Below are 8,849 nucleotides of genomic sequence, written 5' to 3' on the forward strand. Positions count from 1 at the left end.
TCGTGGGGACTGCCGGGTTCAGCGTGCAGGGGACTCGGGGATCAGCGGGTGACCTCGAAGTCGAAGACGCTCTGGTCGAAGCGGCTGTACTGCGGATAGTCGATCAGGTCGTACAGCTCGGCGCGATGCTGCATCTCGCCGAGCCTCGAGGTCAGGTGCCCCTCGTCCTGCAGCGTGTCGAGCGCGCGATCCGCCGCCCCCATCGCGATGCGCAGCAGCGACACCGGCCAGATCACGATGTTCACTCCGGCGTCGCGCAGCTGCGCCGTCGAGAAGAGGTCGCTCTTGCCGAACTCGGTCATGTTGGCCAGGATCGGCACGTCGAGCGCCGCGCGGACGGCGTCGAACTCGGCGAGATCGCGCATCGCCTCCGGGAAGATCGCGTCGGCACCCGCGTCGACGAGGGCCTTGGCCCGGTCGATCGCCGCATCCAGTCCATCGACGGCCCGGATGTCGGTACGCGCCATGATGAGGAAGTTCGGGTCCCGGCGGGCGTCGACGGCCGCGCGGATCCGCTTGATCGCGGTGGTCTCGTCGACGACCGCCTTGCCGTCGAGGTGACCGCAGCGCTTCGGGTTGATCTGGTCCTCGATGTGCGCACCGGCGAGTCCCGCGTCCTCCAGCGTCTGGATGGTGCGGGCCACGTTCATCGGCTCGCCGAAGCCCGTGTCGGCGTCGATGATCGCCGGCAGCTCGGTCATCCGGGCGATCTGCTGCCCGCGGCCGGCGACCTCGGTGAGTGTCGTGAGGCCGATGTCGGGAAGACCGAGGTCCGCGGCCAGCACAGCGCCCGAGATGTAGACGCCCTCGAACCCCTTGCGTTCGATGAGTCGCGCCGAGAGCGGGTTGAACGCGCCGGGGAACCGCAGGAGCTCCCCCGCGGCGAGGCGTTCCCGGAACAGCCGCCGCTTCTCGGCGGCCGGGGTGGTCGCGTACAGCATCAGAAGAGCCCCTTGGGCGCGGGGGCCGAGAGGATGACGCCCGGCTTCGCGGTGATCGTCAGCTGCCGCACCTCGTCCACGGTCAGCTCCGGCAGCCGCTGCACGAGCGCGAGGAACCGCTCGATCTCGGCCTCCTCCAGCACCGGCTCGGCGAGGATCCGGAACTTCCGGATGTAGTCCTCCCGGGCGAACGGACGCGCGCCCAGCGGATGGGCGTCGGCGACCGCGATCTCCTCGACGACCGTCGATCCATCGGCGAGACGGATCTCGACGCGGCCGCCGAACGCCTTCTCGGCGGGGTCCTCGGAGTGGTAGCGGCGGGTCCATTCCGCATCCTCCGCCGTCGCGACCTTCTGCCACAGCGCCACGGTGTCCGGTCGCGCCGCGCGCTCCGGCGCGTACGAGTCGACGTGGTGCCAGGCGCCGTCCTGCAGGGCGACGGTGAAGATGTACGGGATCGAGTGGTCGAGCGTCTCGCGGGACGCCTCCGGGTCATACTTCTGCGGGTCGTTCGCCCCCGAGCCGATCACATAGTGCGTGTGGTGGCTCGTGTGCAGCACGATCGACGCGATGTTCTCCGGGTCGCGCAGGGCCGGGTTCTCGATGCCGAGCTTGCGGGCGAGGTCGATCCACGCCTGCGCCTGATACTCGGCCGAGTGCTCCTTCGTGTACGAGTCGAGGATCGCCCGCTTGGGCTCCCCGTCGGCGGGCAGCGGCACATCGTAGGAGGCGTCCTTGCCGTCGAGCAGCCACGCCACGACGCCGTCCTCGCCCTCGTAGATGGGCGACGGCGAGGTCTCGCCGCGCATCGCCCGGTCGACGGCCTCGACCGCCATCTTGCCGGCGAAGGCGGGGGCGTGGGCCTTCCAGGTGGAGATCTCGCCCTTGCGCGACTGCCGCGTCGCCGTGGTCGTGTGCAGGGCCTGTCCGATCGCCTGATAGATCGTCTCGACCGGCAGCTCGAGGAGGGTCCCGATGCCCGCCGCGGCGGAGGGTCCGAGGTGCGCCACGTGGTCGATCTTGTGCTTGTGCAGGCAGATCGCGCGGACGAGGTCGATCTGGATCTCGTACCCGGTCGCGATGGCCCGAACGAGCGCCGCGCCCGCGGCGCCGACGTGCTGGGCGACCGCGAGGATGGGCGGGATGTTGTCGCCCGGGTGCGAGTATTCCGCCGCGAGGAAGGTGTCGTGGTAGTCGAGCTCGCGCACGGCCACGCCGTTCGCCCACGCCGCCCACTCGGGGCTCGTGCGACGCGTGATCGCGCATCCGAAGACGGTGGCGCCCGAGCCGCCGGTCGAGACCGCGTGGTCGAGCGCCTGCTGCCGCGCCGCGCTCACCGGGCGCCGGGTCAGGGATGCGGCGGCGACCGCCGCGTTGTCGATGAGGCGGTTGACGATCATGTCGACGACCTCGGGCTCCACCCCGACCGGGTCGGCGGCGACCTCGGCGATGCGCCAGGCGAGCTGCCCCTCCCGGGGGAGGTCCTCGTCGCTCGTGTGGACGCGCAGGTGATGCGTGATGGTCATGCTGCTCCCAGTGCTGATCGGTCGGCGCCCTCCGCGCCGGGGACGTCGGCGTCCGCGAGGGACGCCAGGATGCTGACGAGCGCGTTGTGCAGGTGCACGTGCGTCGCGTGTGCGGCGAGCTCTCCGTCGGCACCTGCGATCGCGGCGGCGATCTGACGGTGCTCGGCGACGGATGCGGCCAGCCGCTCGGGGTTGTCGCGCGCGAGCCGGCGCACCCGCACGAGGTGGGTGCGAACGGTGCGCAGGGCCGCGGTCAGGTAGTCGTTGGCGACGGCGGCGTCCAGGGCCGCGTCGAACCGGGCGATGAGGGCGTAGTACCCGTCGGCGTCCCGGGCGGGATCGACGGCGGCGAACTCGTCCGCCAGCTGCGAGAACTCGGCGGGATCGGCGCGCTCGGCGGCGAGCCGCGCGGCGGTCTCCTCGAGCGCGCGGCGCACCTGGAAGAGCTCGCGGATGTCGGTCGCGTCGATGTCGGTGACGACCGTGACCCGCGGGGACTGCTGCGCGACGAGTCCGTCCGCGGCAAGACGGCCGAGTGCTTCGCGCAACGGCGTGCGGCTCACCCCGAGCCGCGTGGCCTGCTCCACCTCGCCGAGCACCGCGCCCGGGCGCAGGGCGCCGGACTGGATCTCCTCGAGCAGTGCGCGGTATGCGCGATCGCTCGCCCGCATCGCACCTTCGTCGCCGCTCACACACATAGTGTATACACAATTCGATGAATACGCGCCATGAGGGCATCAAGAGGCAATCTTCGTATACAGAGAGTCCTGCTCGATCTCCTCGCTCACCCCGCAGCAGGCAACACGTCCGCCGCTGGGCGTACAGCGCCTTCCGCATCACCGTCATCGTGGTCCGACGCCTCAGCCCCGGGTTCATCCGGATCACGCTCGGCGGCGGCCCTGGTGGTGGCGCTGGGGTGAGCCGGTCGGCGGCAGGACCGCCGACAGCGCCGAGCCCTGTCGAACTTCCCGCCCGCTCGCGGCCGAGGTCGCACCCGGTCGTCGGATCGAGCACGGGTTCGGGCACCTCACCCGCCTCACGCGGCAACATCCGCCCCACGAATCCGACGACCGGTGAGCCACCCGCCCACTCGGAGACCGAGGACGAGTGACTCCCCGCTGGCGCAGGGGCGACCGCGCTTACCCGAGCGTGAAATAACGGAAAAATTAACGACCGCCGAGTCGGAGATCGCCCGAGAACCTTCCGTAACGTCGTGTCCGAGCACTCCGCCGAACCGGAATCACCCGAACGGAACCGGTCGCACCCATCCCGACGAACGCGGTCGGCACCCGTCCGACGACCCCGAGGAGACCGATCGTGCCGAACGCCCCGGCCCCGGCCCTCCCCGCGCGGCGGGCCGTCTTCTTCGTCTCCGACAGCACCGGGGTGACGGCCGAGACGCTCGGAAGCGCCCTGCTGGTGAACTTTCCCGGCGTCGAGTTCGCCCGCCGGACGATCCCCTTCGTCGACACCCCCGAGGGCGCCGAGAACGTCCGGCGGGAGATCGAGCAGGCGGCGCGCAGCGGTGAGGAGCCGCTTCTGTTCACGACGGTGAAGGATCCCACCGTGAGCGAGGTGCTCGACCGCGCCGGGTCGACGCGGATCGATCTGCTCGGCGGTCACCTCATCGAGCTGGAGCGCGCGCTCGGCGTGACCGCCTCCGAGCAGCAGGGCCAGTACCACGGGGTCGGCGACGTCGAGCGCTACTTCGCCCGCATGCGCGCCGTCGAGTACGCGATCGAGCACGACGACGGACAGAGCACCCGCGCTCTCGACCTCGCCGACGTCGTCATCATCGCCCCGTCGCGCTGCGGCAAGACGCCCACCACGATGTACCTCGCACTGCAGTACGGGCTGCTCGTGGCCAACTACCCGCTCACCGACGACGACTTCCCGACCGACGGGCTGCCGCGGGCGGTGGCCCCGTACGCGGCGCGCTGCTTCGGCATCACGACGACGCCGCTGCGGCTGAGCCAGGTGCGCCACGAACGGCGCCCGAACTCGCGGTACGCGAGCCTCGCGCAGTGCACCCTGGAGCTCCGCCGCGCCGAGGAGCTCTACCGGCGCACGCGGGTGCCGTTCGTGAACTCGTCGACCAAGAGCGTCGAGGAGATGTCCGCCGTCATCATGCAGTCCCTGCGGATCCGACCATGACAGCCTCCGCCCCGCGGCCGGCCCGACAGAAAGGCGCCCCATGACCAACATCCTGTGGTTCGACGAGATCGGCATGGACGACGTGCCCCGGGTGGGCGGCAAGAACGCCTCGCTCGGCGAGATGGTGTCGCACCTGTCCGCCCTCGGCGTCCGTGTCCCGAACGGGTTCGCCACGACGGCGGACGCGTACCGACGGTTCCTGGAGGCGGAGGGGCTCGCCGGCCGCATCCGGGACCGCATCGCGACGCTCGACGTCGAGGACGTCGCCTCGCTCTCGAGCGCCGGCGCCGACATCCGCGCGTGGGTCGAGGAGCAGCCCTTCCCCGCCGACGTCGAGCGCGACATCTTCGCCGCCCACGACCGACTGGTCGACGAGTCGGATGCGGACGTCACCTGGGCCGTGCGCTCCAGCGCCACCGCCGAGGACCTGCCCGACGCGTCCTTCGCCGGTCAGCAGGAGACGTTCCTGAACATCGCCGGCGCCGAGAACGTGCTGCGCGCGGTGCAGACCGTGTTCGCCTCGCTGTACAACGACCGTGCGATCGCCTACCGCGCCCACCAGGGGTACGACGGCGAGGAGGTCGCGCTGTCGGCGGGGGTGCAGCGGATGGTGCGCTCGGACCGCGGCGCGTCGGGCGTCATGTTCACGGTCGACACCGAGTCCGGCTTCGACGACGCGGTGTTCGTCACGAGCGCGTACGGTCTCGGCGAGGCGGTCGTGCAGGGCGCGGTCAACCCGGACGAGTTCTACGTGTCCAAGCGCGCCCTGCGCGCCGGCCGCCCCGCCGTCCTGAAGCGGTCGGTCGGCGAGAAGGCGATCGCCATGAGGTACACCGACGCGTACCACGCCGGCGCCAGCACGGCGTTCGAGGACGTCGACGAGCACAGCCGCGCACGCTTCTCGCTGGACGACGCCGACGTGGAGGAGCTGGCGCGCCACGCGCTGACGATCGAGACGCACTACGGGCGGCCGATGGACATCGAATGGGCGAAGGACGGCGTCGACGGGCTGCTCTACATCGTGCAGGCGCGGCCCGAGACGGTCGTCTCGCGGACCGAGGCAGGCGTCATCCGGCGCTTCGTGCTGGGCGAGCGCGGCGAGGTGGCGGTCGCCGGACGCGCGATCGGGCAGCGCATCGGAGCGGGTTCCGCCCGCATCCTGACCAGCATCGACCAGATGGACGGGTTCCGGCCCGGCGAGGTGCTCGTCGCGGACATGACCGACCCCGACTGGGAGCCGATCATGAAGCGGGCGAGCGCGATCGTGACGAACCGCGGCGGCCGCACCTGCCACGCCGCCATCATCGCGCGGGAGCTCGGCATCCCCGCCGTGGTGGGCACGGGCGACGCGACCCGCACGATCGCCGAGGGCGACGAGGTCACCGTCTCGTGCGCGGAGGGCGACACCGGGTTCGTGTACCGGGGCCTGCTCCCGTTCGAGCAGCAGGAGACGTTCCTCGACAGCCTCCCGGAGGTGCCCGTGAAGATCACGATGAACGTCGGCACCCCCGACCAGGCGTTCACCTTCTCACGGCTGCCGAACCACGGGGTCGGGCTCGCCCGCCTCGAGTTCATCATCAACCGCCAGATCGGCATCCACCCCCGCGCGCTGCTCGAGGCCGACACGCTGCCGGACGAGATCCACAAGCGGGTGCTGCGGATGACCGCGGCCTACGCCACGCCGCGCGAGTACTTCGTGCGGCGGGTCGCGGAGGGCGTCTCGATGATCGCGGCGGCCTTCTGGCCCGAGCCGGTGATCGTGCGGCTGAGCGACTTCAAGTCGAACGAGTACGCGAACCTCGTCGCGGGCGAGCTCTACGAGCCCCACGAGGAGAACCCGATGCTCGGCTACCGCGGCGCCTCGCGGTACATCTCCGCCGACTTCCGGGCGTGCTTCGACATGGAGTGCGAGGCGCTCCGGTACGTCCGGGACGAGATGGGCTTCACGAACGTGCAGCTCATGGTCCCGTTCGTGCGCACGGTCGGCGAGGGGCATGCGGTGATCGAGCTGCTCGCGGAGAACGGCCTGCGCCGGGGACAGAACGACCTGCGCGTGCAGATGATGTGCGAGCTGCCGAGCAACGCGCTGCTCGCCGAGGAGTTCCTCGAGTTCTTCGACGGCTTCTCGATCGGCTCAAACGACATGACCCAGTTGACGCTGGGCCTCGACCGCGACAGCTCGCTCGTCGCGCAGACCTTCGATGAGCGGGACCCCGCGGTGCTGAAGCTCCTGTCGATGGCGATCGCCGCGTGCCGCGCGAAGGGCAAGTACGTGGGGATCTGCGGACAGGGCCCCTCGGACCATCCCGACCTCGCCGAGTGGCTCGTCGCACAGGGGATCGAGTCGATCTCGCTGAACCCCGACACGGTCGTCGAGACCTGGCTGAGACTCGCCGCGTCCCCGAGCCCGGCCCAGGCCCGGGCGCGCTGAGCGGTCGAGGCCCGCCCTGCACCCCTGCCTATCCGCCCTCCTCCTATCCGCCCCCTGCCTATCCGCGAGACTGCAGCGGGGCGCCGAGACAGCGGGGTAACCCCACGGTCTCGGCGCCACCGTGCAGTCTCGCGACCCCGGCCCGGCCCCGGCACGCCTCCGAGACCGGGTCAGAGCGCGGATCAGAGCTCGGAGAGCGCGCGTTCGAGCGCGTCGAGAGCGGGGCGCTGGCCTTTCACGAGCAACTCGCGCGCGGCGTCGAGCGTCACCCACTCCACCCGATCCACCTCGGGGAAGGATGCGGTGAGCCCGGAGCGCGGCGGCCACTCCATCTCGAACTCGCCGAAGCGCACGTCGTCGAGCGGGAGGCCTGTGCCGTCCGCGACGAAGACGGTCACCCGCTTGCCCGACGCGTACGGGAAGGTGCCGAGCTCGGCGTACGGCCCCTCCGGAGGGTCGACACCGAGCTCCTCACGAAACTCCCGGACCGCCGCGTCGAGCGCGGCCTCCGCATCCGGGTCGTACTCGCCCTTGGGGAGCGACCAGGCCCCCGCATCCTTGCGGGCCCAGAACGGCCCGCCCATATGCGCGACGAGCACCTCGACGCCGGCCGCCCCGAGGCGGTGCAGCAGCAGACCCGCGCTGTGCACGGTCATCGCGACGGCCCCTCCGGGCCTCAGGCGCCGGGGCGGCTCTTCGGCGACACCTCGTACGTCAGCGCCGGGTCGGTCTCCGCGACGCCCGCGAGGGCCGCGTCGATCGCCGCGAGGGCGTCGGCGTCGAGGGTCACGCCCGAGGCCTTGACGGTGTCGTCGAGCTGCTCGGGGCGGGAGGCGCCGACGAGCGCGGCCGACACGTTGGGGTTCTGCAGCACCCAGGCGATGGCCAGCTGCGGCAGCGTGAGCCCCGCCTCGTCCGCCACCGGCTTCAGCCGCTGCACCGCCTCGAGCACCTCGTCGCGCAGGAACCGCTTGATGAACGCGGCGCCGCTCTTGTCGTCGGTCGCCCGCGAGCCGGCGGGCACGGGCCGACCCGGCAGATATTTGCCGCTGAGCACGCCCTGCGCCATCGGCGACCAGACGATCTGCGAGATGCCGAGCTCCTCCGAGGTCGGCACGACCTTCTCCTCGATCACGCGCCACAGCGCCGAGTACTGCGGCTGGTTCGACACCAGCTGGAACCCGAGCTCGACGGCGAGCCGGTGCCCCTCGCGCAGCTGCTCGGCCGTCCACTCCGACACGCCGATGTAGAGCGCCTTGCCCTGCCGCACGACGTCGGCGAACGCCTGCATCGTCTCTTCCAGCGGGGTCTCGTAGTCGTACCGGTGCGCCTGGTACAGGTCGACGTACTCGACGCCGAGGCGCTCGAGCGAGCCGTGGATGCCGTCGAAGATGTGCTTGCGGCTCAGTCCCTGGTCGTTCGGACCCTTCGGGCCGATCGGCCAGTACACCTTCGTGAAGATCTCGAGCGACTCGCGGCGCTGTCCCTTGAGGGCCTCGCCGAGCACGACCTCCGCCGCGGTGTTCGCGTAGGTGTCGGCGGTGTCGAAGCTCGTGATGCCGAGGTCGAGCGCGCGGTGCACCGTCGCGATCGCCGCATCGTTCTCCACCTGCGAGGCGTGCGTCACCCAGTTGCCGTAGGTGATCTCCGAGACCTTGAATCCGCTGTTGCCGAGATACCGGTAGTTGACCATCCCTCCACGCTACTGCTCCGCTCCGATATCGGGGGCCGTCGCGGTCGGCCTTCCCCCGCCCCGCCCCCCACCCCCGTCTCCTATACACCTCAGACCCTGCCCAC

7 protein-coding genes are annotated in these 8,849 nt (G+C 71.0%); 2 read left to right on the plus strand and 5 right to left on the minus strand.

Annotated features, from left to right (window positions below):
- Positions 1–41: 41 nt before the first annotated feature.
- From prpB to GVL03_RS07010, 3 genes are read right to left on the minus strand one after another with little or no spacing between them, the layout of a single operon-like run.
- Positions 42–941, minus strand: coding sequence for a methylisocitrate lyase (gene prpB / locus GVL03_RS07000; RefSeq protein WP_159500267.1), 900 nt, complete (start codon positions 939–941; stop codon positions 42–44).
- On the minus strand, positions 941–2,467 hold the full coding sequence (locus GVL03_RS07005) for an MmgE/PrpD family protein (RefSeq protein ID WP_159500268.1): 1,527 nt from the start codon (positions 2,465–2,467) through the stop codon (positions 941–943). Before GVL03_RS07005 ends, prpB begins: the two co-directional genes overlap by 1 nt.
- Positions 2,464–3,138: a GntR family transcriptional regulator gene (locus GVL03_RS07010; protein WP_159500281.1), complete on the minus strand. Its 675-nt coding sequence runs from the start codon at positions 3,136–3,138 to the stop codon at positions 2,464–2,466. Before GVL03_RS07010 ends, GVL03_RS07005 begins: the two co-directional genes overlap by 4 nt.
- A gap of 646 nt (positions 3,139–3,784) precedes the next feature.
- On the opposite strand from GVL03_RS07010, the gene GVL03_RS07015 reads away from it, so the two are divergent.
- Entirely contained in the window at positions 3,785–4,621 is an 837-nt protein-coding gene (locus GVL03_RS07015; protein ID WP_159500269.1) for a pyruvate, water dikinase regulatory protein, read from the plus strand.
- 40 nt (positions 4,622–4,661) lie between these two features.
- The gene (gene ppsA / locus GVL03_RS07020) at positions 4,662–7,052 is read left to right on the plus strand and encodes a phosphoenolpyruvate synthase (protein WP_159500270.1); all 2,391 of its coding nucleotides are present in this window, start codon (positions 4,662–4,664) and stop codon (positions 7,050–7,052) included.
- Between the two features lie 182 nt (positions 7,053–7,234).
- Here the strand turns inward: ppsA and GVL03_RS07025 are convergent, their stop codons facing one another.
- Both GVL03_RS07025 and GVL03_RS07030 read right to left on the minus strand, forming a co-directional pair.
- On the minus strand, positions 7,235–7,708 hold the full coding sequence (locus GVL03_RS07025; RefSeq protein ID WP_159500271.1) for an NUDIX domain-containing protein: 474 nt from the start codon (positions 7,706–7,708) through the stop codon (positions 7,235–7,237).
- A 20-nt stretch (positions 7,709–7,728) separates the two neighbouring features.
- On the minus strand, positions 7,729–8,745 hold the full coding sequence (locus tag GVL03_RS07030; RefSeq protein WP_159500272.1) for an aldo/keto reductase family protein: 1,017 nt from the start codon (positions 8,743–8,745) through the stop codon (positions 7,729–7,731).
- Between the last annotated feature and the right edge of the window lie 104 nt (positions 8,746–8,849).

It is taken from the genome of Microbacterium sp. 18062 (assembly GCF_902706225.1).
In the GTDB taxonomy this organism is placed as follows: Bacteria; Actinomycetota; Actinomycetes; order Actinomycetales; family Microbacteriaceae; genus Microbacterium.